Genomic DNA, 26,315 nt, shown 5'->3' on the forward strand with positions numbered 1-26,315 from the left:
TTGGAGTGGTCCATGAGCGACCCCGGCCTCCCGTCCCCCGACCCGAATCCGTACCCGTATCCCAGATCCGCCGACCTGCCGGTGCCGCCATCGGCGCCGCCGTCCACACCGCCGTCCACACCCGTACCCGTACCCGTACGGGCCTCCGAACCGGCCTCCGTACCGGCGCAGTTCCCCATGCACGTGTCCGCGCTCGGTCCGACACCGTACCGGCACGTGGGCCTGATACCGAGCGCCGGGCCCGCGCGCGGGTGGGGGCTGGTCGTCGCCGCCGCGCCCCTGCTGCTGATCGCGCTGATCGCCCTCGTCGCCGGCTCGGCGCTGCACCCGACGAGCGGCCTCACCTCCGGTGCGCGCACCGGCCTCAGCTCCGCCCACGGCGCGCCCGCACACCGCCCCGCCGCCGACGACCTGTTGAGAGCGGAGCGCTGAGCCGCCATGACCGTCACCCCCGTGCTCCCGCACACCGCCGAGCCCCCGCAGGCGCCGCCGGTGTCCCGCGCGTACGCCCGTACGAAGGCGACCCGTCTGCTGTCGGCGGGCACGTACCTCGACCCCGTCTACCGCGGCACCGTCATCAGGGAGTTGCTGCGCAACCGCTTCCGCGTGGTCGCGCCGTCCTACGGCTACGACAACGTGTCCGTCCTCGCGCACGCCCTCGCCGCCCGCCGACTGCGGCGTCTGCAACGGTGGTTGGGCGCCGGATCGGTCGTCGCCGCGCTGATCCTGACCGCGAGCGGCGCGGTCAATCCCGTCATCGCCGTCCTGCTGGTGTTCTGGGCGCTGTGGGCGCTGGCGTACCTGCGCCGGATCGTGACCCTGAACATCCTGATGACGCGGCTGAAGGAGACCGGCACCGACGGCGGTTTCGACGGGGCGTACCCGGCGAACGCGCGCCTGACCGAGACCCTGATCCGCAAGATCGACCGGGAGCAGTCCGCCAGCGACAGCCTGGTCTTCTACGGCGGCTTCCGGCCGTTCGTCGGCGCGGGCGAACCGCTGCGCGACTGGGCGAACGCCCAACTCCTCATCGGTGCGCGGAAGCTGCGCCTGAAGTCGAGGGACCACGAGGGGAAGCGGGACGTCGAGGGGACGGCGCCGGGGCTCGACACCGACGAGCGCAAGCCGCTCCTGCCGTTCACCGTGGACAAGATCACCGCATACGTCGGCGAGCGGATGGCCGCCGAACTGCGCGACGGCGCCAAGCCGGGCGAGCGCATCGAGGGCCTGGCCGTCGAGCGGCGCCGCTTCACCACGGCGATCCGGACCAACGACCGCACCAGCGGCGAGGGTTGGTCCCGGCTGCCGGGCATCGGCGATCTGCCGGACCTGCACTGGCGCGAGGACTACGACTCGGCGCGCGAGTACCTGTGCGTGCGGATCGGCTCGTGGAACGAGGAGTTGGTGACCTCGATCTTCGTCGGCTTCGACCTCAAGGGGAACACGCTCCACACCGAGTTCTACCCGTACGTCCTCGGGCCGCTCGTGGAGGACTTCCACCTGGTCGACCGGCTGCCGGACGCCTTCGACGGGCGGCTGGCGGTGCGGGTGGCCTGGGACATGGTCAAGGCGACGCCGCGCTGGGGGTTCAGCCTGCTGCTCTCGCCGCTGCGGCTGCTGCCCGAGCGCTTCCTGCCGTCGCCGCTGCGCTCCCTGGTCCGGCCCGGCCGCCGCGGCCCCAGTTCCATCCGGATCGGCACGAGCGTGACCTCGGTCGACAGCAGCGAATTCCGCCTGGGGCGTTACGTGACCAAGTCGGTCAACTGCGGCGCGCTGACCAGCGTGCGCGAGTTGGCGACGAACGACTACTACCACGCCTTCTTCCAGAAGTCCGACGCCGTGAAGTACACGCAGATCGTCGAGCGCCGTCTGCTGGAAATCATCCGGACGTTCCTGAACGACCACAATGTGGATCTCACCGACCACGACAGGGCGCAGAACAACATCCTCAACTACGAGGACAAGAGCATGCACGTCTCCGGCGACAACAACAGGAATTTCGGCTACGAGTACGCGCCGGGCAACGGCGGAACCGCGAACGGCCAAGGGGATTGAGCGGCATGGGTGACGAAATGGATCACCAGGACAAGCGCATGACCGTTTCCGGTTCCGGAAATGAGCACTTCGGGTACGAATACCGTCCTGTTCTGGCCGCCGCGCAGGAGCCGGCCGCCACCGGGACCGCGCGGCCGGACTCCCCGGCGCCGACGCCGTACGACGGCCTCCGCAGCCGTAACGTCTTCGTCGTGCACGGCCGGGACGAACAGGCGCGGCTCGCGATGTTCGGGCTGCTGCGGCGGCTCGACCTGCGCCCGTTGGAGTGGGAGGAGTTGGTGCGGGCGACCGGCAAGACCTCGCCCTACATCGGTGAGGTGATCGCGAACGCGCCGTCGCTCGCGCAGGCCGCGCTCGTGCTGCTCACCCCGGACGACACCGCCAAGCTGCACCCCGAACTCCTCGGTGACTACGAGCGGGTGGACGAGGTGCAGTACACCGGGCAGCCCCGGCAGAACGTGCTGATCGAGCTGGGCATGGTGCTGATGGCGTACCGCGCGCGCACGGTCATCGTCGAGGTGGGCCGGCTGCGGCACGCCACCGACATCGAGGGCCTCAACGTCATCCGCTTCGACGGCTCGCAGTCGTCGCTGGAGAAGGTCGTCGCCCGGCTGAAGGTGGCCGAGTGCCCGGTGGACGACAGCCGCTCCGACTGGCGCGACACGTCGTACTTCGAGAATCTGTCGGCCTATCGGCGGCTCGCCTGACACGCGGGCCGCCGGACACGCACCGCATCACCTCGCAGGACGGAGCAGGGGGCGGCCGGAGACCGGCCGCCCCTTCTCGTACGGTCCGCACGCGCCATCCGGCGTCCGCCTTACGCGCGGTCGACGCCCGACGCCAATGTCCGCAGGAAAGCGGCCACTTCCGGCATATTGACGCGCTCCAGGTCCGCGGACCGGACCACCACCCGAAGCTCACAGCAGACCGCGCCCTCGCGGGACCTGGCGATGAACGACATCAGGATCAGCCGCAACAGGCTGTCCTGGTCGAGGTAGTCGAGACGGGACAGCCCCGAACCGACCAGCGGCATCGCCACCGCCTCCGGGCGCGCGTACCGGCTCACTGTGTCCCAGAGCCGGTTGAGGCTGAACCAGAGGTCCTCCACGCTGGACGCGGCCACGTAGTCGTTGCCGATACGGCTGTACGCCGCCGCGAACGTCAGCCGCGGGCGGGTGCCGAGGACCGCCACCGTGCCGATCGGGTAGCGGTCCAGCTTGCCCAGCGGCTTGCGGGCCCGGTCCTCGCGCGCGACGGGCGTCACCGCGCCGAGGGCCGCGTCCAACTCGGCGTCCAGGCGCGGGAGGTCGTCGTCGTAGCGGCGGGCGAGCAACTGCCCCTGGACGCTGTCCTCGTTGATGACCAGGCCGCCCTCGGGGGCGGTGTCGAAGGTGTCGGTGAAGCCGATCACGAGGTGCGCGGCCTGCTCGAACAGGTCGCCCTCCTCGACCACCACCGTCATGTCGGGGCGCCGGAACTCCTGCCGCACGCGCGTGACCGGCCGGGCCCTGCCGATGCCCCACAGCACGCAGGCCGCCACCGATGCCGCGGTCACCGGGGCCGGATCGGGAAAGCTCTGGGGAAAGAGCTGCCCCACGAACTGGAGGACCGCGGATATTCCGCCGAATGCCGCAATGGCATTGCGCACGAAGATCTGCCGGGCGCGCCGCGCCACACGCAACCGTAAGCGAGCGCGGAGCCGAGTCCGTAACACGGAACGCGACGGAGAACGCGACGGAGAACGCGGCGGGGGAAGCGACGGGGAACGCGGCCCGGTAGGCGATCCGCGCCGTAACCGCACGCGTAACCGCGCGCGCACGCGCATCCTGCGCCGCACCCCTGTCGGCGGGAGGGCCGGAACCGGGCCTGTGGGATCAGCGGAACTCATGGTTTTTCCAAGGCGGCTTGATAATCTGGCATTCGCCTCCGGGAGTTTGCGTCGAGGGAGGCGGAAACGGGTGGGGAAAGCAATGACGCACGTTCGGATAAATGTGCTGGGGCCCGTACTGCTCGAAGTCGACGGTCTTCCGGTACGGCTGACACCGCTCACGACCCGGCTGCTGGTCCGGCTGGTGGCCGCCGAGGGCGAGGCCGTTCCCGTACGTCAACTGCGCCGCGACGTCTGGGGGCTGGCCGACGAGCCGCGGCACCAGGCACAGCGCAATCGCAACGAGGTGCAAAAGCGTGTCCTGGAGTTGCGGCGCGCCCTCGATCCGGGTCAGGACGGCACGGCCGCCCGGCTGCTGCGGACCGAGCAGCAGGTCACCGTGGGCGGCGCGGAGACCGCGTACCGACTGGTGCCGCGCGCCGAGGAGTTGGACAGCGCGCGGTTCACGGCGGTCGTCGGCGAGGCGCTGCTCGCGCCGCCCGCGACCGCGGCCCACCGGCTGGCCGAGGCGCTGGGCATGGTGCGCGGACGGCCGCTTGCCGAGGTCAACGGGGAGGCGTTCGCCGTCGACTTCGTCCGGCGGCTCACCGCGCTCCAGGACTCCGCCCGGCGCGGCCTGGTCCGCTCCCGCACCGAACTCGGCCGCCCCGATCTCGCCCTGCCGGTGGCCGAGTTGATCGCCCGCGAGCATCCCGGCGACCCGGACGCGGCCCGCACGCTCGAAGCCCTGCGGACCGCCCTGCGCGCGCGGCACGGCGCCGAACTGCTGCGCCACGCGGTGCCGTTGCCCGGCCGACAAGTGGACGTCGTGCTCGTGCAGGGCGATCTGTTCGACCAGACGGACGCCAATCTGGTGGTCGGCTTCACCGACACCTTCGACACCGCGACCGACGAGGACGTCGTCATCAGCCGCGGCAGCGTCCAGGGCCAGCTCGTGGACCGGCTCTTCGCCGGCCAGCGCCGCCTGCTGGACGAGAAGCTGCGGGCCGGGCTGCGCGCGGTGCCCGCCGTCGGTACGGAGAGCAGCCGCGCCAAACCGCGCGGCCGGCGCGTGCGCTACCCGGTGGGCACGACCGTCGCCGTACCGGTGGACGGACGGCGGGTCTTCGCGACGGCGTATTCGCGGATCGGCAACGACCTCGTCGCGCACTCCGGCCACGACGACCTGCGGGCCAGCCTGGACAGCCTCTGGGCCTCGGTGGCCGTGCACGGCCTGTTCAAGCCGCTGGCCGTCCCGCTCATAGGCTCCGGACTCGCGCGCGTCACCGACCTCGACCGCGGTCAGCTCGCAGCCCTGATCGTCGACTCGTTCATCGGCGCGTGCCGTCGATACGCGGCGCTGACACCGGAGTTGCGGATCGTCATCAGGCCCGAGGACCTGGGCAGGACTGATCTGTCGCCGGTGGAGCGGCGGTTCGAGGAGCGGTACGGGGAGGCGGTGGCGGAGCCGGGTGGGCGGCCGATGGTGGAGAGGGTCGCGGAGGGGGCTGTCGCGGGGCGCGCGGAGAAGATCGCGGAGCCCTTCGCGGGGGCGGACCTGGCCGAGTGACGGCGGGTGCGTGGTCGTCGCCGCGACCGTGGCCGTAGCCGTAGCCGTAGCCGTAGCCGTAGCCGTACGCGTCCCCGAGCCCGTACCGTACGACCGGCTGTACCCGCCCATCTGCCCGTCCCCGTCCCGCCCGAGGCGTCGGCCCGGCCGGCCGCGCACACCTCAGTCGACCGCGGCGGGCGCTTCCGCGGGTACCCGCCGGGCGCTTCCGCCCCGCTTCCGATGCGGGGCGATGTCGGGGCCGCGTCCGTGTCGGTGTCGGTGTCGGTGTCGGGACCGTGTCGGTGTCCGGACCGTGTCGGGCGGTGTCGGGCCGGGATGTCGTCCGGGCCGAAGGCGTCAGGCGGCGCTGAGGAGGGAGACGAGGTGGTCGACCGTCGCCGGGGACTCGCGGTGGAGGCCCGGCAGGTCGAGTCCCTCGTCGGCGAGGATCACCAACAGGGCGTGCTCGCCGACGGACAGGACGACGATGTAGCCGCCGTTGCAGCGGACGACGACGTCGCGCAGCCCGCCGAGACCGACCTCCGCCGCCGTACGGCGGCCGACGCCGAGGCTCGCGGCGGCGAGCGCCGCCACCGACTCGGGCTGCACGGTCGCGGTGTCGGCGGCCACGAGCAGCCCGTCCGAGGTGGAGATCACCGTTTCGTTGACGCCCATCACGCGTTCACGCAGGGACTTGAGCGAAGCGACGAGCGCTTCGTAAGGGGCGGCACTGGTCATGGTGCACTCTCCTCGGGCAGGCCGGTCGCTGTCCCGCTCACGGCAACAGGTTGTTCTGTGACGGGTGGTTCGGTGACGAGTGATGGGGGTGACCGGGCGGCTTGCGCTCCGACGGCGGTCGTGTGGACGGCAGTTGGCCGCCGGGCTGGCGGCGCGGAAGCGGCCTGTCGTCGGCGCCTGGCGGCGGCGGTGACTGCCGGTCGGCGGCCCGCGCGGTCAGCAGCGGGCGCGGCGCGAGCGGGTCGTCGTCGCGCGCGGCGGCCCTGCGGGTCGCGATCCTGGCCAGGTCGAGCATCACCGGGTACACCCCGCGCCCCAGCGCGAACGCGAGATCGCGCGGTGTGCGGCGGCCGTTGGCGGCGAGCAGCAGCGTACGGCCGCGCTCGCCGATACGGTCCGCGTCGGACCTGGCCTCCGCGCGGACCGCGCCGCGCGCGAACTCCGCTACGGACGGCACCATTTCGCGCAGTGTCCGCAGTCGCAGCGCGGTCTCCTCGGTCAGGTGGGCGGGCTCCTGGCCGGGCCAGGCGGCCAGTTCGGGGCCGCGTCCTGGACCGTGTCCTGGGCCGCGTTCCGGGTCGGTGCGCCAGCCGGTCACCGGTTGCAGGGCCATCGCGAAGGCGCCGTCGAAGAGCGCGGCGGTGCAGACGACGAACAGCTCCGCCGCCGTAACCGATCCGCGCGCGGTCAACACCGCTCCCAGTTCGCCGTTTTCGGGGAGCGCGGCCAGCGCGGCCTCCCACTCCCGCTCGTCGATCCGCCCGGACTTCAACAGCAGCGAGCGGGCGGAGGGGGCGGCGGGTGTCTCGACGGCGCCGACCAGTCCTTCGCGGAGGAAGAGGGTGCCGCCGGGGCCGCCTTCGACGGTGACGGCTCCGGTGAAGCGCTCCTGGCGGAGCTGGGCGAGGAGAGCGGGGACGTTCCGGGGCACGCGCAGCTCGGGGTCGGAGTCGGAGTCGGGCGAGGGATCGGGCTCGGACACGGACACGGACACGGACACGTCGTCGGGCTCGGTCCCGCTGTCAGCCGTCATGCGAACAGGCCCTCGGCGGCCGTGGCGATGTGCCGGGCGGCCAGCGCCAGATTGGTGTCGGCGCGGTCGAGCACCGTGGAGATCAGCACCGGGTCGCCCTGCCGGGCCACGACCCGCACGACGTGGTACGTCCGCCGCCCGGTCACCACCACGCTCTCCAACTCGCCCTCCGCTCCCGCCTCGTGCAGCCCGTCCTCGATGAGGCTCAGCAGATGGCAGACCTCAGGTCCGTTTCCGGCCACCGCGCAGTCCCCGCTCTCGGCGTATGTGAGACCGGTCACCGCGTCGACCAGGGCCGCACCGGACGTCCCGGACGCACCCGAGGTCCCAGCAGTCCCTGACGTCCCGGCAGCGGAAAGGACTTCGCCGAGTACCGACTCCAGCGCGTCCACAGGCACCCCTTCACTTTCGAACACCTGGCAGAGTACTTTAACGCCGAACTCTTTCACCTGTGATCGCGCATAGCTGTTTTCCGCTCACGCCGATCCTCGCCCGTACGGTCCGCGACACCCATGGACCTGCACAACCAAGGGAATTCCCGTGAACATTGAGTCGGCACTCAAAGAAGCGATGTCCGTCGAAGGCGCCATCGGGGTCGCGCTCGTCGACTACGAGAGCGGCATGGCGCTCGGCACGCTCGGCGGCGGCCGGGGCCTGGACCTGGAGGTGGCGGCGGCGGGCAACACCGAGGTCGTACGCGCCAAGGTCCGCACGCTGTCGATGCTCGCCATCGACGACACGATCGAGGACATCCTCATCACGCTGGGCACCCAGTACCACCTGATCCGCCTGCTCGGCAGCAGCACCGGCTCGCTCTTCCTCTACCTCGCGCTCGACCGGAGCCGGGCCAACCTCGCCCTGGCGCGGCACGTGCTCAAGCAGGTCGAGAACGGCCTGGAGGTCTGAGCCCCACCGGCTCCACCCGCCCCATACGCTCCACCTGCTCCACCTGCTCCATCCGCCGCGTCGGGTCCACCGGCTCCCCGGGGTCCACCGGCACCCCCGGCTCCACCGGCCCTGCCGGACGGAATATGCGGTCGGAATTTGCCCGTCGGTGAATTTCCGCCCGCCGAATTCGCTTTTCCCTCAGCCCGGCCCCAGCGGGCCCCAACCGGCCTCAGCCAAAACATCCACCCCGCCCGTCACACGGTCGACAGATTCCGCGGGACGGTGTTTTGGCATGCGCCGTGCCGCATACACATGTGGGGCGGCGCCCCGCCACGCACGGGAAATCCATTTCTCCCGCCCCCGGCCCTGGCCCCACTTTCCCCACGGGAACCACCTCGCGCGGCCCCCTCACCGGCCCCTGGTGCCGTGGCCGGATATCGCCGCCCCGGCGGCGGACCGGTGCCGCCGGGCCGCTCCGCCGTCGCGCCGCCCCGCCGCTCCGCCGTCAGCCGGCGACGCGGAAGACGTAGTCCCCGGGTCCGACCTCGTAGGCGGCGTAGCCGTCCTTCAGGCCGGTGAATCGGGCGTCGGAGGGGGCGTGGACGGCGGCGCGGGTGCGGGCGGGGACCAGGATCTGGGCCGTGGCGCCCACGGGGACGGTGGCGTGGAGCGTGAAGCGGCCGTGGTCGAGGGTCCAGGAGGAGGCCACGCGGCCGAGCGGGGACTCGACGTGGGCGGAGGCTTCGGTGAGGTCGCCGACCGGGTGGGGCCGGATCGTGATCCGGGTGTAACCGGGCGCGGCGGGCTCGATGCCCGCGACGCACTGGTAGAGCCAGTCGTCGACCGTGCCGAGGAAGGCGTGGTCGTGGGAGCGTGACGTGTCCTGCCACTCCTCCCACATGGTCGTGGCGCCGAGGCCCTGGAACCAGTAACCCCAGCCGGGGTAGGTGGGGTTGGTGGCGACGTCGTAGGCGAGGTCGCCGTTGCCGGTGTCGGTGAGGACGGGGAGGATCAACTTGGTGCCGAGCGCACCGGTGTTGAGGTGGCGGCCACGGGTCCTGATGTCGTTCGTGAGGTTGGCGACGACGGCCGCGCGCTCGGACGCGGGGACGATGCCGAGGCTGAGCGGCAGCAGGTTGGACGTCTGCCGGTAGCCCGCGTCCTTGTTGTCGTAGTACGCCTTCGCCTTGGCGTCGTAGAAGTTCGCGTTGATGGCGTTCGCCGTCGTCGTCGCGAAGGCGTCGAAGTGCGCGGCGTCGGCGCCGTGTCCGAGGGCGCGGGCGATCCTGGCCATCATGGTGGCCGTCTGGTGGATGTACGCGGTGCCCGAGAGCCGGGTGCCCTCCGGCGGGAACGCGGCGCCGGGCGCGACCCAGTCGCCGTAGCTGAAGCCGGTGTAGACGTTGCCCGTCTTCGCGATGGTCTGCTCGTAGTGGTCGAGCCACAGCTTCATCGCGGCGTAGTTGTCCGCCAGCGGCCGGATGTCGCCGTAGTACCAGTACAGATCCCAGTTGATCAGCACGAAACTCGCCGACCAGACCGGGTCGTTCACGCCCTTGGCGCCGACGGTGCCGGGCACGGTGTGGCCGAGCGTGCCGTCCGCGTTCTGGTCGTCGCGGTGGGCGCGCATCCAGTTTTCGTAGAAGTTCTCCATGTCGAAGTTGGCGATGGCGGAGTCGGCGGTGAGGTGCGCGTCCGCGTCGTACGGCCGCTTCTCGTACATCGGGGTGTCGGTCGGGATCGAGTGCAGGTTGTTCAGCGTCGTGTTCGCCTGGGCGTCCTGGAAGCGGTTGAGCAGGTCGCTCGAACTGCTGAAGTCGCCGGTGGCGGTGACCGCCGTGTGCACCCGCTCGCCCTTGACGGAGGTGACGGTGACGCCCGCGGGCGCGGCGACCTGTACGTAGCGGAAGCCGTCGTAGCTGTAGCTGGGGCGGTAACTCTCGCCGCTCGCCGCACCCTTGAGCGTGTACGTGTACGTCTGGAGCCCGGCGTTGTCGACCGTGCCGTCGGCGAGCAGCTTCTCGCCGTACGTGATCGTGACGACGGAGCCGGCGGGGCCGCGCAGCGCGGTGTCCGCCCAACCCGCCGTGGGCGAGGCGAAGTCGTACACCTTGACGGTGCTCGTCGCGTCGCTCCTGGGCGTGGTGACCTGCTTGACCGGGAGGGTGCCGGTCACCTTGATCGGCGGGAACGCCTGCGCGCGGAGGGTGCCGCCCGGGGCGGTGACGGGGAGCGCGGGCTTCCAGGCGGTGGCGTCGAACCCCGGCTTGTTCCAGCCGGGTTGTTCGAGCCGCGCGTCGTACGTCTCGCCGTACAGGACGGATTCGGTGCGCGTCGGGCCGTCGGCGGCCTGCCAACTGCCGTCGCTGGTCACCTGTTGGGTGCTGCCGTCGGTGTAGGTGATGTCGAGTTCGAGCTTCAGCTTCGGCTCGCTGTGCCAGGGCGAGGCGTTCCACTCGTCGGGGTTCGTCATCGCGTAGTACCCGCGGCCGAGGCTCACGCCGAGCGTGTTGCCGCCGCCGCGCAGGGACTTGGTGACGTCGTACGTCGCGTACAGCACCGTCTTGTCGTAGACGGTGAAGGCCGGGTCGAGTTCGTGGTCGCCGACGCGCTGTCCGTTGAGGTAGAGCTTGTAGTAGCCGAGCCCGGCGACGTAGGCGCGGGCGGACGCGACCTTCTTGGGGCGCTGGGCCTTGCCCTTCGCGCCGCCGGTGGTGAAGTCCTTGCGCAGCAGCGGCTCGGGCGGGCTCGGGACGCCGACCGAGCTGTACCAGGGCGCGTCGCCGTAATGCGCGGCCTCCAGGGCCGCGGGCCAGGCCGCGTCGTCGAAGTCCGGCTGCTGCCAGCCGGTCGGCGCGGTGTCGCTCGCCTTCCAGGCGGCGTCGGTGACGAGGTCGGGCGGGACGCCCGCCGAGCCGTCGATGTGCAGCGTGCCGATCACCCCGGCCGGGCCGGGGAGGGTGTTGACGGCCTGGACCGCGATGACGTTACGGCCGGGCCGCAGGTCGGCCGCGATGTCCGTGACGGTGGCCGTGCTCCAGGAGTTGCTGACCTGCGGCGAGCGCGCGATCTCCTTGCCGTTGACGTAGAGGACGAAGCTGTCGTCCGCCGTCAGCTCGAACGGGGCCGCCGTGACGGCGGCGTTGGCGGGGAGGTCGACGGTGCGGCGGAAGTACCGCGTGGCCGCGGGCGCCGAGTCGGCCGGTTTGCCCTCCGGGTACCAGATCCAGTCCGCGCCGGTGAGCGTCGTGGTCGCCGGTTTCGTCGGCGAGCCGATCCAACCGCCCTTGAACTGGCCCGGATTGAGGAACGCCGTCTCGAACGAGGCCGGTTGGCTCCACCGTGACACCTTGTGCGCGCCGTCCCAGACCCGCACGCGCCAGAAGTACCGCGTCTGCGACCGCAGTTGGCGCCCCGCGTACTCGACATCGAAGGACTTCGCCGAGCGCACCTCGCCGCTGTCCCACACATCCGCGCGGCCGTCGCGCGTGCTCGACACCGCGATCTCGTACGCCGTCTGCCTGGCGCCGTGCGCGTCGCCGCTCGCGCTCAGCGTCCACCCGAGCCGCGGCTTGGCCTCGTCCACCCCGAGCGGCTCGGTCTGATGCTCCACCGTCAACTTCCCGGCCCGCACCCCGCCGCCCCCGCCGCCCCCGCCGCCGTGCCCGGCCCCACCGGCCTGCGCGGGCGCCACCCCCACGACCACCAAGCTCAGCACCGCCGTCACCACACGCACGATCACCGGGGTCTCCTCTGCATCTCTGCTTCGGCACGATCTCCCCATGCGCCGACCCCACGCGTCGCCCACGAAAAAATCGTTTCAAGTCCGTGGCCGCGAACCTAAGCGGCCACCCACCGAAGGGTCAAGAGCCCCACCACAAAGCATCAACCCCACTCAATTGAAACGTATTTGAAACCCTGACACCCCCACCCATCCCCCACCTCCACCGCCCACCGTGCAGCCATGACCGCCGCCGCCCCGCACCCCCATCCGCTGCTCTTCCTCGACGTCGACGGACCGCTCATCCCCTTCGGCGCGACGCGTAAGCAGCTCCCGGACGGCTACCCGACCTACACGAGCCAGCTCGGGCCCGACGCCAACCCCCTGCCGGCACGGGTCAACCCCGCCCTGGGCGCCCGCCTGAGCGCCCTGCCGTGCGAGCTGGTGTGGGCCACCACCTGGGAATCCGAGGCCAACATCTCCCTCTCCCCGCTCCTCGGCCTCCCCCAGCTCCCCTTCGTCTCCTGGCCCGACCCCTCCGAAAGCCACGACATCCCCGGCCTCCACGGGAAGACCCGCCCCCACCCTGCTCCACCGCGTCGACCCCCACCACGGCCTCACGGCAACGGACTTCGCGGCGCTCGACGAGTGGCTGAGCCGACTGCCCGACAGGGGCGAGTGATGGGGCCGTGCCCAGAGTGCCAAGTTCGCCTGACGGGTCCTACGACCTCCACGCCGAGTCTCCTGGAGCGTCCACGGGCGCCGCGGCCTGCGCCCGGCGAACTCGGTCCAACGTCTCCTCGCCGTGCGGCACACCAGTCGCACTGAGGATCTCCGCGAACTTGACGCCGATGAAGGCTCGATGAGTTCCCGTCAGTTCCCGGAGCATCGAAGCCAAGGAGTGCTCCCAACTGTCCGAGGCATCGAGCAACCCCTGGTGATCCACAGTCCATTGCAGGACGTCCTTGGCTTGGTCCGGGTGGTAAAGCAGCCACAGAGCCGCCAGGCCGTGGGGACCCCCGCCCACAACGTCGCGATAGAACCGGTACGCCTCGTGCTGGTCCGCCCCCCACAGCGACGGCAGCGCGGGCGGGGCCGGTGGCGGCGACAGGGCCGGGCGCCCCGGCCGGAAGCGGAAGGAGACGCCCAGTGGATCCAGGCGGTAGGGCTTACCGGGATCATGGCGCCCCGAGCTGAAGGGGGAAGGGCTCGCGTCGGACAGGCCGGGCCAGACGCCACTGAGCGAGGCGCTTTCGACGATCCGCCGGACCATCTCGTCCTCGGTGAGGGCGAGTCGGGCGACCACGGCGGGATCGCTCACCCACCATGCCAGGCCCTGGGGATACGTTCGGCCGGACTCGCCGCCCGAATCCCGACCGCGAGTCCGCGGTTCCACCTGGCACTCGCGTACTCGCAGCGACACCCATCGCGCGTCGCTCGCAGGCGCTCGCCAGGCGCTCATCAGGCCGAGCCGAGGGTGCCAGCCCACCGGCGCGCGGTCCTTCGGGTAGGCGACGAGGTCCTCCCCGTTCGGGTCCAACAGCACGAGTGCGCGGGCCTGGACGGCGCGACTCCACCGGAGTGCGATCAGGCACGACAGCGCTGAGGAGGTGGGCATTTCGACCAGCGGCTCGTAGACCTGCGACTCGTTCATGTGCGACTCCATTCGGCAGGACTGACGGCAGAGTGGGCGTGGTATCAAGTGAGGAGAAAGGCGACAACACCCGGCCGCCCGGTGGATTCGGCGGCGAGAGTTTCGAGCAAGGCGGCCAGCGCGACGCGGTGGCGACTGTCGGGCGATTCGCCGACGGCCGTCAGCGCCGCTGACATCACGGTGTCCGTGCCCGGACTCTCCAACGCCGCCATCACCAGGGGAACCAATGCCTCCGGCTGCTCCACGACCAGTTCGGAGAGCCGCAGCTTGAGAGCGCCGGTGCGCTGACCACCGTCGACGGCGCTGCGGCCGAGTTGTTCCATTACGTACACGGCGTAGGCATGGTGGCCGGTGCCGACCTGCGCGGTGGACCATTCGGCCAGTCGGCGCAGTACCGGATCCCGGTTTGCCGACTCCGTCAGGAGGGCCCTCAGCGCGAAGGACACGGCCGCGTAGAGTCTCCTGACGGTCTCCTGCTCGACGGGGCCGTCGAGCACCTTGTGCAGCAGTTGCAGGGCGGTACCCGGGCGACCCAGGCCAAAGCTGCCCGCGCAGGTCTCCGCCACTGTGCAGCGGAGATTGACATCGACGACCCGACTCCAATCCCGCACCTGTGCCGTCACCCTGCCGACCATCTGTTCGTTCTGCGCCGCCTCGCCGAGGGCGTATGCCGCCAGCCGACGGCGCCAGCGCAGGCCCGACTTCGCGAACGCCTGGAGCGGCTGGAGCGGCCTGGTACCGGTGGCATGGCAGAGAACCCGCCCGATCGACCGCCCGGCGGTCAGGTCGTATCCGGGCTGGTACTCGCGGCTGAGAAGGACCGCGCAAAGGTGGGTTTCCATGCCCGCCCGATCCCACCAGAGTTGCCGGAGCACCTGGTCCGCACGGTGCCTGGCCGGGAAGTCGACGGCTTGGGACCAGTAGTTGGAACTGTCGCCGGGGACCAGTCGGCGTGGCAGGAGTCGCGCCTCCACACACGCCAGCCGACTTTCGAAGCTTGGTCCCAGCACGTTCGGCGGCCGGGCACCGTGGACATCGGGCACAAGCACATCGCGGACACGCGTACGGTCGCCGTCGAGGTCGACGGCTCGGTCATGCGTGGTGTCCCACCTACCGAGGCGCTCGCGCAGCGCCGCCGCGTACGTCTGTACCGACTGGCGGTCCTCCCCGTGCAGAAGGGCGACCGCCGCGAGCAGTGCCAGTTCGTCCGGCTTACCGGCCACCTGGTCCAGAGATTGGCACACCTCGTCCGCGCCGCCCTGACTCAGGTTGGTGACAGCCTTCTCCACTGATTGGGCGCCGGCCGCCACGGCTCGCAGTTCCTCGGCGACATCCACCCCGGACTGCGGAAGTTGGTCCGCGTCGAGGTATCCGGCGAACACCGGGTCATCGAGGTACGACCAGGCGGATGAGAGGTGATCCGGCGACAACTCACCTGATTCCACGGCGGACTTCAGGTGTCCTGCGGCGACGTCGTACGCCCGCGGACGCACATGGTCCACCAGCCGATTTCGCGCTTTCACCGACTGGGCGAGATCGTCGTCCACCACGATCACCAAAGCGGCTCCGGCGTGGACCAGATGACCGGCCATCGCGCTCAGCACGACATCGTTGAGCGCGTCGACGGTCTGCGGTGTGGCGCCCGCGAGGATGTAGCCACGCGGTGCGGACGGACGCCAGCGGGCCAGGTCCTGTCCGGCATCGAGGCCGGTGATGCCGTCGGCGCCGAACCGCTCACGGAGCAGGGCGAACGCCGCGGTGGCCGCACCAGCGCCGCGGGCGCCCCGCAACAGGAGAACGCGGTCCTCCAGCACCGCACGGCATCGGGGATACGACGGGGGCTCGACAAAGCCGCGCAGCCGGTCCTCGATCTCCGCTGCGGAGTATGCGCCTTCGCGTAGCCGTGGGGTGAGGATGTTCTCGGCTGCTTCTTCGCCGTCGCGGAAGATGAGAAGATTCAGGTCTCGTCCCACATTGCCCATGTGAGCTGCGGCACCGGCGCCCACCTGCTGCCGATTGCCCTGGTACGAAGCCGACCCGGCGGGCTGGGGCGCCGGGGCGGAGCCGTCCTCGGCCCGAGGGTGCGGTATGTCCCACTCGCCGCGCACTTCGTGCGCGTCTGCGGTTTCCGCGGTCACCGGTCGTCCTCGGCACCGCCGCCGACGTGCTTGGAGCCGGAGACGTTGTCGCCGCTGCCCCAGTGCTGGTTGGCTGCGCGATGGGTTGTGGACCGGCCCGTGAAGTTGAAGTCCCCGCCCACACCCCCCATGAGCGCGGCGCTGCCGTCTCCCACTTCCTGGCTGTTGCGGTGATACGTGGCCGCCGGTGGCACACCCGGCGTTGCCGAAGCGGCCGGGGCACCAACCGCTGCGTCAGCGCTGTCGGCAGAGGGGGCCTCTTTGAGCTCCTCCCTCGCCGGAACTCCCGCACTGAGCAGGTTCCCGGATGGCGAAGGGACATAGAGCCAAGCCCGCTGGGCGAAGTTCTTGCCGTCCACTGTCGCGGGCACCTCCGTGCAGCGGTCCGGGTGCAACTGTGTGTATCCGCCGATTACGGCATCCTCATAGACACGGTTGGAGAGGATCGCGACAACGTGCGTGGTCTGCTCGCTGGCATTGGCGAGCATCGCCTTGACCTGCCGGGAGTCCAGCAACCTGTGTGTGTCGTTGCGAGGGGTGCCGTTGCCGTCGCCCGGGGCGTCCGCGTCCGGCACCGGACCGACGTGCACGCTGGCCCGCAGCCTGATCCGCGGCCCCACCTCGGAGCTGTTGTACTGACCGAGAATCTCGTCGAGTACGGGCAGGAACGGCCAGAGAACATAGGGCAGATGTGTCGGGTCGAAGCCGAAGACGATGCCGTCGCCCGTACTCGCCGGGAATCGCTTCGCGTCCCTCAAGTCCTTGAGCTCCGCCTTTTCCAGTGCGCGATCGACGAGTTCGGGAATCAGCTCACTCACCGGGGCGTGCAGAACGGACGGAAGTCCGGTGAAGTCCTTCGCGTCGACCGCGAGGAGGGCGCGGTAGGGAGGCAACGGTCGGCTCTGCGACCAGGGGGCGGGAACGGTCACGCTCACAGGTGTGCTCCTGACGTCGGACGGATGCTCTGGACGGTGCAACTGCCGGTTGGCGGCCGACTCCCAGCATTCGCGTACGTCTTGAGCCGTTCTGCACAGCGCAGGGCACTCCGCGAGTGACCGCGGTCACAGCGGACACGTCTCCTTCAAGGGCTGACCGGAGAGCGGGCCGACGGGACGTCAGGCCGTATCGGCCCACGTCCGTAACCCGTCCAGGTCCTTGATCACGATCGACCGTCGCGCCGTCTCCACTGCGCCGGCGTCACGTAAGGTGCGCAGCGCCACGCCCACGGCGTTCCTGGTCACTCCGATGGACTGGGCGAGTTCTTCCTGCGTGAGGCCGGTCAACCGGACCGGCAAGCCCGGCTGTGCCGTGGCCGGTACTGATATCGGTCGACCGTGACCCGAGCCCGCCAGTTCGACCAGTCGCACCAACGTGCGCGCGAGGCGGGTCACCAGGGGAAGGGTGAGCAACTCGGCGCGCAGCAGATCCGATTCACGCAGCCGGTGCATGGCTTGGCGCATCAGGTCGATCACCAGCCCATGCCGCTCGACGTAGGCACGGAAGCGCTCGGCCTCCAGGACCACCGCCGTGCACGGGCTGAGCGCGATCACATCGGCGATCCGCGTCCTGCCGTCAAAGACCGACACCTCGCCCAGCAGGTCACCCGGTCCGCGGAAGGCGAGCAGTGTCGTGACCCCCTGATGGTCCCGGCTCACAACCTTCGCGATTCCGGTGGTGAGAGCCAAAAGATGTGTCCCGGGATCGCCCTGCCGCAGCATCACGCTGCGCGGGCGAAACCGCCGTGTCGTCCCTTGGCTCATGACGTCGCGCCACGGCTCCGCTGGCAGCACGGGGACCTTCCCTCGAACCGACGAACCTGTACGTGCGATCACGGACCGGGGCCGTGGCGTCACAGAAGGTTCTACTCCCGGAACGCGACAGATGTAAGCGGGCGTCGAACGGTTCCCCGCGCGGGGGATGTCAGGCGTCGGCGAGGAGGGGGTCGTAGGGGGTGGAGCGGTGGCGGGCGGACATGAAGGTGAGGAAGTCGGTGATGAAGGCGGAGCGGGTGTAGGTGGAGGCGGTGGCCGGGACGGTGCGGGTGAAGGCCGTGCGGAAGAGGGCGCGGTATTCGGTGGCGTCGATGGTCTGGTTGCCGTCCTTGTCGGTGACGTCGAAGAGGACTTCGGCGACGCGGATGAGGGCGGGGCCCGCGAGGGTGGGGGCGGCGGCGGTGTATTCGGCTCTGCTGACGCGGCCGTCGCCGTCGGTGTCGAGGGCGGACTGGAGTTCGCGCCACCAGTCGGCGTAGGCGTTGTAGAGCTTGGTCTCCTGGGGCTCGTCGAGGTCGAGGCGGGAGGACAACTCACGGGCCATGGCGGCGAGATCGGGCCAGTCGAGGAAGCCGTCGCCGGTCTGGTCGAGGACTTCGGTGAAGAACTCGTCGGCGCTGCGCCGCGATCCGCCCGTGGCGGAGGCGCCGGTGGCGGTGGGGCCGTCGTCGGCGGACTCGCGCTGGGCGGGGAAGGGCGTGACGAGGCGGATGAAGGCGCCCGCCTGCTTCATACGGTCGCGCACGGCGGTGACCGTGGCGTAGGCGGGGTCGTCGCTGTCGGAGGTGAGGGCCATCAGGTTGGTGAGGGTCTCGGTCCTGATCCAGCCCTCGGGGAGGAAGCGGGCCAGGCCGGCGGCCATGTAGGCGCCCTGCATCAGCGTCTGGGCGCCGGGGATCTCGGGCAGACCGGCGCGGCGGCGGAAGGGCTCGGGGAGGGACGCGACGGTGATCTGCCCGATGACGGGCCCGGCAAGCGCGCGGCCCGCCGCCCAGACGGTGGGCAGGCCGTCCAGCAGGGGCGGCGCGGGGAGGTGGTCGAAGAGCTTGTAGAGGATGATGCGCAGCGCCTCGGTGTTCTCCAGCTTCTCCTCGACCATGCGGTCGAAGTACTGCCAGAACTCCGGAAGTGTGGCGGGCAGTTGACCTGCCGGGTCCCCCAAGGCACCGAGGAACGCCTGGAATTCGGCGTAGAGCTGCTCCATCGTCGTCTGGTCGAGCGGCTGCCCGCTCAGCCGGCACATCGTGACCGAACTCTCGAAGAGCGTCGCGACCACCCACGCGCGGACCTCGGGGTCCATCGCGTCGTACGGACGGTGCCGGGCGTCCGCGCCGTTGAGCCGCGCGTGCAGGCGGTTGAGGCGCGCCGCCTCCCGCTGCCGTACCGCGTCGTCCGCGCCGAACATCCGCTGGAGGCTGACGAGGGTGTTGCGCAGCCGCCGCCACGGGTGCGCGACGAAGGTGGAGTTGTCGGCCAGGGCCGCGCCGATCTGCGGGTGCGCCGCCTCCAGGACCGTCGCCCTGATCACCGCCAGGCCCCAGCGGGGGTCGTTGAAGAAGCGGTGGAACTGGGAGTCGGGGCCGAAGAGGGATTCGATCCGCGGGGCGGGCGCCGCCGGAGGTGGCCCTGCCGGCGGCTTGACCGGGTCCGGTGCTACGGGGTCCGGTGCTACGGGGTCCGGTGCTACGGGATCGGGTGCTACCGGATCGGGTCCTACGGCGTCCGGTGCTACGGCGTCCGGCTTCGACGCTCTCGGCTTCACCGGCTTCGCCTGCTTCACCGGCTTCGGCTTCACGGCCCTCGGTTTGACGGCCCGCGGTTCGACGACGTCCGGCTTCACGGCCCGCGGCTTCACCGCCTTCCGCTTCGCCGCGTCCGGCTTCACGGTGCCGACCGCCTCGGCCGCCCCGACCGCCCCGGTCCCCCCGGCCGCCCGCGAACGCACGCGCTTGGAAGGCCGGTTGATGCTGCTGCTACTGCCTGTCTCCGTCACGTGCGGGACTCTCCGTTCGCGTGCGGCGGCACGCCGCCGAAGCGGCGCTTGCGTTGCTGGTATGTGTGCAGGCACTCCAGGAAGTGCGGCGCGCGGAAGTCGGGCCAGAGCACCGAGGGGAAGGTCCATTCCGCGTAAGCGACTTGCCAGAGCATGAAGTTGGAGATGCGCTGTTCACCGGAGGTCCGGATCACGAGGTCGACGTCGGGTGTGTCGGGGAAGGGCAGGTGTGCGGCGAAGTGGCTCTCGTCCACGGCGTCGGCGGACACCCCGCTGCGGATCAGGGAGCGGGCCGCCTCGACGATGTCGCCGCGTCCGCCGTGGTCGAACGCGACGGTCAGGGTCATGCCGCGGTTCGTGCGGGTGAGTGTCATCAGGTCGGCGAAGTCGCGGGCCAGCGGGGCCGGGATTCTCGGGTCGGCGACGCCGAGGAAGCGGCAGCGGATGCCGCGCGCGTGCAGGAGTGCCGCGTGTTTGCGTACGACGCGGCGCACCAGGCGCATCAGGTAGTCGACCTCGTTGCTCGGGCGGCTCCAGTTCTCGGTGGAGAACGCGTACAGGCTCAGCCACTCCACCCCGGCTCCGCGCGCCGCCTCGATGACGTCGATCACCGTCGTCTCCGCCGCGCGGTGGCCCGCCGTCCGCGGCAGCGAACGGCTCTCCGCCCAGCGGCCGTTCCCGTCCATCACACACGCGACGTGCCGCGGGGCCGGGGTCGGTGACGTGGCCCGTCGCGGCTGTCTGCCCACGCGGACTCCGGTGTCCCATACGACCGAAGTGCCGCTGTCTCGCTCCACCGTCACAGGTGCCCCCGGCCGTCACCGTCACCGCAATTGGATCAACACCTCACAGAGTCCTGGCACTTGGCCTCCGGCACATCCCGATCCGCGCATATTCACCCATGGCACGCCAGTCCGATTCCCCGCCTCCGCGACACGCGGGCGAAGGCACACCGGGGCGCGCAGAGACAGCGCCGCCTGACTCCCTGACGCCCTGCTCCCTGACCAGGAATTACGTGGCACGTAAAGGAGAGGCCGCGCCAAGAGGCCGCAGAAGGACGGGGCCGCGTCAAGGCGAGGCCGCACCACGTGGCCGTGGAAGGACGGGCCCGCGTCCAGCCCGGGACGCGCGTCAAGACGGCGACCCGCCAGTGGGCTACGCGCTGCCCACCGCGTCCGGCTCTCCGCCAGGAGATTTGGCGGCGCGCATCGGAACGCCGCGGAAGGCCTGGACGAGGACGAAGAGGGCGCCGGCCGTGACGCACTGGTCGGCGAGGTTGAAGATGCCCCCGTTGCCGACCTGGATGAAGTCGAGGACGGCGCCGCGGCCGAAGGCGGGGGTGCGGAAGAGCCGGTCGGCGAGGTTGCCGCCCGCGCCCGCGAAGAGGAAGCCGAGGCCGAGGGCCCAGCCGGTGGAGCGGACGGCGGGGGCGACGCGGGCGATGAAGACGAGGACGCAGAGGGCGAGGAAGGTGAAGACGAGGGTGGCGCGGGGTGCGAAGGAACCGGCCGCGCCGGAGTTGCGGATGGCGGTGAAGGTCACAGCGCCGCCGAACGCGTGGCTGGCCTCGTGCCCCTCGACCACGACCGCCGCGACGGCCTTCGTGGTCTGGTCCACCACGAGCCCGACGGCCGCGGTCGCCCACAGCAGGTACGTACGCCGCACCGCACACCTCCCGATCCCAGCCCCGTCCCCCATCGAGCGTACGTGGCCGCCCGCCGAAACCCGGGCCCGCACCCGCGCCGACCTGCCGCCCGTACGCCTCCGGGACCGGTCCGGCCCCGCGCCCGCGCCGACCTGCCGCCCGCACGCCCCCGAGACCGGTCCCGCCCCGCGCCCGCGCCACCCTGGCCCGGCGGACAAGCGGCGGCGAAACCCCTACGCCTCCGCCGGCGCCGGCATCTCCCCCACCGTCCGCGCGGTGTCGATGACCGAGAAGTTCGCGCCCTGCGGATCGGTGACGGCGGCGAACCGGCCGTAGGGGCTGTCCATCGGGCCGAAGCGGAGGGTGGCGCCGAGGTCGACGGCCTTCTGTACGGCGGCGTCGCAGTCGCCGACCGCGAAGTAGACGTTCACGTACGCCGGTACCTCCGGCGGGAATTCGTCACCCATGGTCATGCGGCCGAGCACCGGATTCGGGCTGCCGCCGACCTTGAAGACCTTGAAGTCCACCCCGGCGTCGGTCATTTGCTGCGCGGAGTACGTGAACGCCTTCGTCAGGAAGGCATCCGTGACGTCGGGCTCGCGCGTGAAGAACTCGGCCCAGCAGAAGGCGCCCGGCTCGCCCACCTTCGCGAAGCCCTTGTGCTGATCCGGCTGCCAGAGCCCGAAGGCCGCGCCGGTCGGCTCCTTGGCCAGCGCCATCGTGCCGAGCCGGCCCACCTGCATGGGCTCCATGAGCAGTTCGCCGCCCGCCGCCTTCACCTTCTCCGCGGTCGCCGCCGCGTCCGGGGTGGCGAAGTACAGGTTCCAGGCCGACTTCCCCTCTTCTCCCGGCATCGGCGGGACCACGCCCGCGACGGCCTCCCCGTCCGAGAACGCCTGCGCGTAATCGCCGAATTCGCTCGCGCTCTCCCCGAACGTCCAGCCCAGCACGTCGGCGTAGAAACGCTTGGCCCCTTCCAGGTCCACGAACATGGCGTCCACCCAGCACGGTGCGCCTTCCGGGAAATCAGTCATGACCCGCGACTCCGTCCCAACGAATGTGACGTACGTCACTTACGTACGTCTCCACGCTAGTCAGTCCTCGCGCTCCCCGCACGGCGAGGGAACGGTGACGGGCGACGGAGAGCGGAAACGTACGAAGTGGCCATGGTCACCACCGATCCGGGAATGCGCGCCCGGCGGCCGGAGGCTGAGGGAGTACGGAGGCCGCACCTCCCGTGAGACCCCTTCGGACAAGGAAGTTGACCCCATGTACAAGAAGATCCTCGCCGCTGTCGACGGTTCGGCCCACGGCAGTGCCGTCCTCGACGCGGTGTCGGCGCTCGCCAAGCTGACCGGCGGGACGGTGCAGGTCATCCACATCCGGCCGTCGCAGGTGATCTCCGGGGGGATCACCAGCACAGTGGTGCCGGTGGAGGAGAGCGCCGAGAGCCGCAAGGTCGTGGACGACGCGCTCGCGCGGCTGCGCGCGGACGGCATCACCGCCGACGGCGAGGTGGACGAGGGCCTGACCGAGGACCTGGCCGCGATACTCGTCGAGCGCGCCGAAGCCCTCGGCAGCGACCTCATCGCCGTCGGCCCCGGCCATTACAGCGGCATCTCCGCGCTTCTGCACCCGAGCGTCAGCCGCGCCGTCGCGAAGGCGTCTCCCGTGTCGGTCCTGCTGGTCCACAGCGAGGCCGGGGCCACCGCCTGACCTGCCCCTTCCCCTTTCCGGATCGCCCCACTGCCCGCCACCCCCGGTTCCGCACCCGGCCGGGGACGGCGGGCAGCGTCGTACCGGGAGCCTTACGCGGAGCCGCGCCCGAAGCCGTACGCGGACGGGGGCGGCGCCACCGAGGACAAGCAGCAGCACCGGAGGACAAGCGGGACCACCGGAGGACAGGCGGCGGCACCGGAAAACAAGCGACGGCACCGGCAGAAACGGTCAAGCGGGGCAATTCCCCGACCGCCGGACACGGAGAGTACGGCCACGTAACCTGACCGTCAACCGGGCGCCTGGACGCTGGTGCCCTCTCCGTACATCGCATTCGGCGGTGTCCGGAGAGAGGAGCAGTGCAGTGGCGCGTCACCGCAGGCCGAAGAGGCTGCGGACTACCGATCGATTACGCATGGGCTGGTGGCTCGTCCAGATTGCCGTCTGGATCCATCAGCACGTCAACGACCGGTAATCCGGCTGGGCGGGGGCCGTCTTCGTGGGATGCGGCGGCGGCCTCCGCGTACTCATCTCATGATGTGCCGCCCCGGCCCCGCGGGCCGGGAGTCGCACGACTTTGGCATATGCCAATCCACGCGTCGAGCGTTCCTTCGCGTGCGCGCCCCGGCCTCATTCGGCCGCGGCGTGCGCCCCCCGGCCTCATTCGGCCGCGCCCTCAGGAGCGGCGGTACGGACCGCGCCCGCGTGGCGCTTGCGCTCCAGGACGACGAGCGGGCAGTTCAGCGCATCGGCGATCTTGATGAGATTGGCCGGGGTGGCGCTGCGCCAGCCCGACTCGATCTCACCCATGAGCTGCTCCGAAATGCCGACCTGGTCGGCGAGCGCCCGCTTGGTCAGCCCGGACTTCTCCCGCGCCCAGGTGACGGCCTCGGGCTCCTGATGGAGCCTGCTCGGCCGGGTGCGGTGCGACATGGGCAAAAACTAGCGCGTAGTAGCGCGTAGCACAAGTATTTATCGGGAACTACGCACACCTGCGCACGTTGCCGCCGCGCATATGCGCAGGCCAGACCGGCCGATACCCGCCCCTCTTCGCCGTATCGCTGGACGCATAATGCGTAGTTGTGCGAAGCTCGCCGCATGACTGAGCGCCCGGACGCGCCGCCCGAGGGGGAGCTGATCAAGGTCGCGCTCGCGGCGTCCGGCCTTTCCCAGCGGGAGGCCTCGCGGCGAGCCGGCATGAGCGACACGCGGTGGCGGCAGATCGTCAGCGGTTACCAGTCGGTCGACGGGACACCGGTCCCCGTTCGCGGCCGTGACGAGACGCTGGCCCGGATGGCGCATGTCGTCGGCGTACGCCCGGAGCAGTTCGAGGACGTCGGCCGCCCCGACGCCGCCGAGGAGCTGCGCGACCTCACGGCCCGCAAGCGCGACATCGACGCCGCCTCGGCCATCCCCTCCGGCGCGTACGACCGCCTGGAGGAGCGCTGGCACCTGGTGGAGGCCGTGCTCCGCACCGCGCGCGAGGGGCTGAGCCCGTCCGAGGACAGCAGCCTCGTCGGCCGGGTGCACGGGCTGCTGGCGCAGGACCCGGACGGTTTCACGCCCAAGGCCCCTGGCTAGCAGCCGACTTCACCCGTCGGCGCTCAGGCCGCGCCGGGGGACGGCGCGCTCGCCCGTACCAACTCCCGTGCCAGACCGACGCTTTCCGCGAGCGTGTCGAGCGGCAGCGGCTGGGTGGCGAGCGCGCCCTCGTGCAGCAGGAGGAGCCGGGTGGCCAGGGCGGCGGGGGACGCGCACGCCGCCGCGGTGGCGAGGCGCTCGAAGAGCCCGAGCAGCCAGAGCTTCTGGTCCGCGGCGACGCGGTGCGCGGGGTGCGCGGGGTCGGGGAGTTCGGCCAGGGCGTTGATGAACGCGCACCCGCGGGTGTTGGTCGCGCTCCAGGTCCGCAGCGCCTCGAAGGGCGCGGTGACGGCCTCGACGGGGTCGTCGCAGGCGTCGACGGCGGCGCGGACGAGGGCCCGCCAGCGCCGGTCGCGCTCGCCGAGGTAGACCGCCACGAGCCGGTCCTTCGAGCCGAACTGGTTGTACAGCGTCCGCTTGGTCACGCCCGAGTGCTCGGCGATCAGGTCCACGCCCACCGCCGTGATCCCGCGCCCGTAGAACAGCTCCTCGGCAGCCGCCGCGATACGGCGGCCCGCGGCGGTCATGGGCCGTACGTCGCCCGCTTCCGTCTCCTGGACCTCCGGCATCGGGCCCCCCTTCACTGATCGGTGTACCGTGGGTTGATGTTCACAGATCAGTGTACTCAGGAGGACGGTGGAGCGATGAGCATGCCCGGGACCATGCGTGCGGTACGGATCGCCGGTCACGGCGGGCCGGAGGTGCTGGAGGCGGTGGAGGTGGCCGTGCCCGCCCCGGGGGCGGGCGAGGTGCTGGTCGAGGTCGCCGCCGTCGCGCTCAACAACACCGACCTGTGGACGCGCGAGGGCGCGTACGGGAGCCCGCAGGACGCGACGGCGCTGTCCGGCTGGCGCGGGCCGATCGACTTTCCGCGGATCCAGGGGGCCGACGTGGCCGGGCGGGTCGTGGCGGTCGGACCCCGGGAGGACGTCTCCGCCGACGGGGGCGCTGGCTTCGAAGGGGGCACTGGCCTCGACGGGGGCGCTGTGGTTGACCGGGATACGGCGCGGGCGGTTGACGGGGATACGGCGCGGGCGGTCGCCGGGAACGCCGCCGAGGCGGCGGCCCGGGGCACGGCCGCGGAGCCGAACCCGTACGCGGGCCTCCTCGGCCGCCGCGTCGTCATCGACCCGGCCGTCTACGACTCCGACCGCCAGGACGCGAATCCCATCGGCCTCATGGGCAGCGAACGCGACGGCGGCTACGCCGAATACGTGACCGCGCCGGTCGGCCGCGTGCACGACATGACCGAATCCCCGCTCACGGACGACCAGTTGGCGTCGCTGCCGACCGCGTACGGCACGGCGCTCGGCATGATCGAGCGCGGCGGGCTGCGGGACGGCGAAACCGCCCTGGTCTCCGGCGCGTCCGGCGGCGTCGGCCTCGCCCTGACCCAACTCGCCCGCGCGCGCGGCGCGAAGGTGCTCGCCGTCAGCAGCGGTTCCAAGGCCGACGCGGTCCGCGCGGCGGGCGCGCACGTCGTCATCGACCGCGCGCGGGACGTCGCCGGGCAGATCCGCGCCGCCGCCCCGGACGGCATCGACATCGGACTCGACGTCGTCGCAGGGGAGTTGGCGAGCGCGTGCCTGCCGCTGCTGCGCGAGGGCGGCCGGTGGGTGGTCGCGGGGGCGCTCGGCGGGTACGGCGTCACCTTGGACGTACGCCGTCTGTATCTGCACAACGCGCGGGTGATCGGCTCCTCGATGCACACGCCCGCGCACTTCGGGCTCCTCATGGACCTGGCGCGCGAGGGCGCTGTCCGTCCGGTCGTCGCGGCGACGTTCCCGCTCGCGCGGGCCGCGCGGGCGCAGGAGGAACTGGCCCGCAGGGGGCACGTGGGGAAGATCGTGCTGCACCCGTAGGGCCGCCCGCGGCGCCGGGCGGCGGCCTCCCCCGCCCGCG

General features: G+C 71.2%; 23 protein-coding genes and 1 pseudogene. 9 read left to right on the forward strand and 15 right to left on the reverse strand.

What is annotated here, in order from left to right; genetic code table 11:
• Positions 1-12: 12 nt before the first annotated feature.
• From ACIP4Z_RS05010 to ACIP4Z_RS05020, 3 genes are read left to right on the forward strand one after another with little or no spacing between them, the layout of a single operon-like run.
• Positions 13-432, forward strand: a complete 420-nt coding sequence (locus tag ACIP4Z_RS05010; protein ID WP_401305171.1) for a hypothetical protein — start codon at positions 13-15, stop codon at positions 430-432.
• A 6-nt stretch (positions 433-438) separates the two neighbouring features.
• Entirely contained in the window at positions 439-2,055 is a 1,617-nt protein-coding gene (locus tag ACIP4Z_RS05015; protein WP_401305173.1) for a hypothetical protein, read from the forward strand.
• Between the two features lie 5 nt (positions 2,056-2,060).
• Positions 2,061-2,762: a nucleotide-binding protein gene (locus ACIP4Z_RS05020; RefSeq protein ID WP_355336466.1), complete on the forward strand. Its 702-nt coding sequence runs from the start codon at positions 2,061-2,063 to the stop codon at positions 2,760-2,762.
• Positions 2,763-2,872: 110 nt separating this feature from the next.
• On the opposite strand, the gene ACIP4Z_RS05025 is transcribed toward ACIP4Z_RS05020, so the two are convergent.
• Positions 2,873-3,703, reverse strand: coding sequence for a macro domain-containing protein (locus ACIP4Z_RS05025; RefSeq protein WP_401305175.1), 831 nt, complete (start codon positions 3,701-3,703; stop codon positions 2,873-2,875).
• Between the two features lie 322 nt (positions 3,704-4,025).
• Between ACIP4Z_RS05025 and ACIP4Z_RS05030 the strand changes: the two genes are divergently transcribed.
• The gene (locus ACIP4Z_RS05030; RefSeq protein ID WP_401305177.1) at positions 4,026-5,492 is read left to right on the forward strand and encodes a macro domain-containing protein; all 1,467 of its coding nucleotides are present in this window, start codon (positions 4,026-4,028) and stop codon (positions 5,490-5,492) included.
• A 339-nt stretch (positions 5,493-5,831) separates the two neighbouring features.
• Here ACIP4Z_RS05030 and ACIP4Z_RS05035 read toward each other — a convergent pair whose 3' ends face one another.
• Genes ACIP4Z_RS05035 through ACIP4Z_RS05045 form a run of 3 tightly spaced genes read right to left on the reverse strand, consistent with a single transcriptional unit; the run spans position 5,832 to position 7,526 of the window.
• Positions 5,832-6,212, reverse strand: coding sequence for a roadblock/LC7 domain-containing protein (locus ACIP4Z_RS05035; protein WP_355336469.1), 381 nt, complete (start codon positions 6,210-6,212; stop codon positions 5,832-5,834).
• Between the two features lie 37 nt (positions 6,213-6,249).
• Positions 6,250-7,245, reverse strand: a complete 996-nt coding sequence (locus tag ACIP4Z_RS05040; RefSeq protein WP_401305180.1) for a hypothetical protein — start codon at positions 7,243-7,245, stop codon at positions 6,250-6,252.
• Positions 7,242-7,526, reverse strand: a complete 285-nt coding sequence (locus tag ACIP4Z_RS05045) for a hypothetical protein (RefSeq protein WP_401305182.1) — start codon at positions 7,524-7,526, stop codon at positions 7,242-7,244. Before ACIP4Z_RS05045 ends, ACIP4Z_RS05040 begins: the two co-directional genes overlap by 4 nt.
• Before the next feature lie 259 nt (positions 7,527-7,785).
• On the opposite strand from ACIP4Z_RS05045, the gene ACIP4Z_RS05050 reads away from it, so the two are divergent.
• Complete coding sequence (locus ACIP4Z_RS05050; protein WP_355336472.1) at positions 7,786-8,151, forward strand: hypothetical protein; 366 nt, start codon at positions 7,786-7,788, stop codon at positions 8,149-8,151.
• A 487-nt stretch (positions 8,152-8,638) separates the two neighbouring features.
• On the opposite strand, the gene ACIP4Z_RS05055 is transcribed toward ACIP4Z_RS05050, so the two are convergent.
• Positions 8,639-11,875 carry a family 78 glycoside hydrolase catalytic domain gene (locus ACIP4Z_RS05055; RefSeq protein WP_401305184.1) on the reverse strand — a complete coding sequence of 1,079 codons (3,237 nt, stop codon included), beginning with the start codon at positions 11,873-11,875 and terminating at the stop codon, positions 8,639-8,641.
• A gap of 222 nt (positions 11,876-12,097) precedes the next feature.
• On the opposite strand from ACIP4Z_RS05055, the pseudogene ACIP4Z_RS05060 reads away from it, so the two are divergent.
• Positions 12,098-12,536: pseudogene (locus tag ACIP4Z_RS05060) on the forward strand (hypothetical protein).
• A gap of 39 nt (positions 12,537-12,575) precedes the next feature.
• Here ACIP4Z_RS05060 and ACIP4Z_RS05065 read toward each other — a convergent pair.
• From ACIP4Z_RS05065 to ACIP4Z_RS05100, 8 genes are all read right to left on the reverse strand, one after another.
• Complete coding sequence (locus tag ACIP4Z_RS05065; protein ID WP_391042370.1) at positions 12,576-13,508, reverse strand: hypothetical protein; 933 nt, start codon at positions 13,506-13,508, stop codon at positions 12,576-12,578.
• A gap of 44 nt (positions 13,509-13,552) precedes the next feature.
• Positions 13,553-15,646 (reverse strand): hypothetical protein, encoded by a 2,094-nt coding sequence (locus ACIP4Z_RS05070; protein WP_401305186.1) that lies wholly within the window; start codon positions 15,644-15,646, stop codon positions 13,553-13,555.
• Positions 15,643-16,581, reverse strand: a complete 939-nt coding sequence (locus ACIP4Z_RS05075; RefSeq protein WP_401305188.1) for a hypothetical protein — start codon at positions 16,579-16,581, stop codon at positions 15,643-15,645. The genes ACIP4Z_RS05070 and ACIP4Z_RS05075 overlap by 4 nt, the downstream gene beginning before the upstream one ends.
• Before the next feature lie 180 nt (positions 16,582-16,761).
• Positions 16,762-17,436, reverse strand: a complete 675-nt coding sequence (locus tag ACIP4Z_RS05080; RefSeq protein ID WP_401305190.1) for a Crp/Fnr family transcriptional regulator — start codon at positions 17,434-17,436, stop codon at positions 16,762-16,764.
• Between the two features lie 130 nt (positions 17,437-17,566).
• Positions 17,567-19,015, reverse strand: coding sequence for an oxygenase MpaB family protein (locus ACIP4Z_RS05085; protein ID WP_401305981.1), 1,449 nt, complete (start codon positions 19,013-19,015; stop codon positions 17,567-17,569).
• A gap of 392 nt (positions 19,016-19,407) precedes the next feature.
• The gene (gene uppS, locus ACIP4Z_RS05090; RefSeq protein WP_401305192.1) at positions 19,408-20,160 is read right to left on the reverse strand and encodes a polyprenyl diphosphate synthase; all 753 of its coding nucleotides are present in this window, start codon (positions 20,158-20,160) and stop codon (positions 19,408-19,410) included.
• Positions 20,161-20,566: 406 nt separating this feature from the next.
• On the reverse strand, positions 20,567-21,076 hold the full coding sequence (locus ACIP4Z_RS05095) for a signal peptidase II (RefSeq protein WP_401305194.1): 510 nt from the start codon (positions 21,074-21,076) through the stop codon (positions 20,567-20,569).
• Positions 21,077-21,289: 213 nt separating this feature from the next.
• A complete protein-coding gene (locus tag ACIP4Z_RS05100; protein WP_401305196.1) occupies positions 21,290-22,090 on the reverse strand; it encodes a VOC family protein in 801 nt (266 codons plus the stop codon).
• Between the two features lie 235 nt (positions 22,091-22,325).
• On the opposite strand from ACIP4Z_RS05100, the gene ACIP4Z_RS05105 reads away from it, so the two are divergent.
• Positions 22,326-22,772 carry a universal stress protein gene (locus ACIP4Z_RS05105; RefSeq protein WP_401305198.1) on the forward strand — a complete coding sequence of 149 codons (447 nt, stop codon included), beginning with the start codon at positions 22,326-22,328 and terminating at the stop codon, positions 22,770-22,772.
• Positions 22,773-23,432: 660 nt separating this feature from the next.
• Here ACIP4Z_RS05105 and ACIP4Z_RS05110 read toward each other — a convergent pair.
• Positions 23,433-23,705, reverse strand: coding sequence for a helix-turn-helix transcriptional regulator (locus ACIP4Z_RS05110; protein ID WP_355336478.1), 273 nt, complete (start codon positions 23,703-23,705; stop codon positions 23,433-23,435).
• A gap of 165 nt (positions 23,706-23,870) precedes the next feature.
• On the opposite strand from ACIP4Z_RS05110, the gene ACIP4Z_RS05115 reads away from it, so the two are divergent.
• Positions 23,871-24,353 carry a helix-turn-helix transcriptional regulator gene (locus ACIP4Z_RS05115; protein ID WP_355336479.1) on the forward strand — a complete coding sequence of 161 codons (483 nt, stop codon included), beginning with the start codon at positions 23,871-23,873 and terminating at the stop codon, positions 24,351-24,353.
• 23 nt (positions 24,354-24,376) lie between these two features.
• On the opposite strand, the gene ACIP4Z_RS05120 is transcribed toward ACIP4Z_RS05115, so the two are convergent.
• Positions 24,377-24,940: a TetR/AcrR family transcriptional regulator gene (locus ACIP4Z_RS05120; RefSeq protein ID WP_401305983.1), complete on the reverse strand. Its 564-nt coding sequence runs from the start codon at positions 24,938-24,940 to the stop codon at positions 24,377-24,379.
• A gap of 117 nt (positions 24,941-25,057) precedes the next feature.
• Here ACIP4Z_RS05120 and ACIP4Z_RS05125 point away from each other — a divergent pair, with 117 nt between their 5' ends.
• Positions 25,058-26,275 carry a zinc-binding dehydrogenase gene (locus ACIP4Z_RS05125; RefSeq protein ID WP_401305201.1) on the forward strand — a complete coding sequence of 406 codons (1,218 nt, stop codon included), beginning with the start codon at positions 25,058-25,060 and terminating at the stop codon, positions 26,273-26,275.
• Positions 26,276-26,315: the final 40 nt, after the last annotated feature.

Source organism: Streptomyces sp. NPDC088910 (genome assembly GCF_044749865.1).
GTDB lineage: Bacteria > Actinomycetota > Actinomycetes > Streptomycetales > Streptomycetaceae > Actinacidiphila.